1 pseudogene is annotated in these 213 nt (G+C 65.7%); it reads left to right on the plus strand.

The features are described 5' to 3' along the window. Positions 1–213, plus strand: a pseudogene (locus KIF87_RS23170) (RHS repeat domain-containing protein); the annotation flags it as partial.

Genomic DNA, 213 nt, shown 5'->3' on the forward strand with positions numbered 1-213 from the left:
GGACGGACTCATGTCATGGCAGGAGTCCTTCACCCACGATGCCGCCGGCAACCTGACCGGCCCCCTGACGGTCACTTCCGGCAATCGCCTGACGCACGCCGGGGACACCCGCTATGAGTACGACGGCTACGGCAACCGCATTCTTGAGGTGACCGGCAGCGAGGAGCATCACTACACCTGGGACACGCAGCACCGCCTGACCGGCTACCGCTG

Origin of the sequence: Enterobacter sp. 120016, from assembly GCF_018383635.1 — a bacterium.
GTDB lineage: Bacteria > Pseudomonadota > Gammaproteobacteria > Enterobacterales > Enterobacteriaceae > Enterobacter > Enterobacter asburiae_D.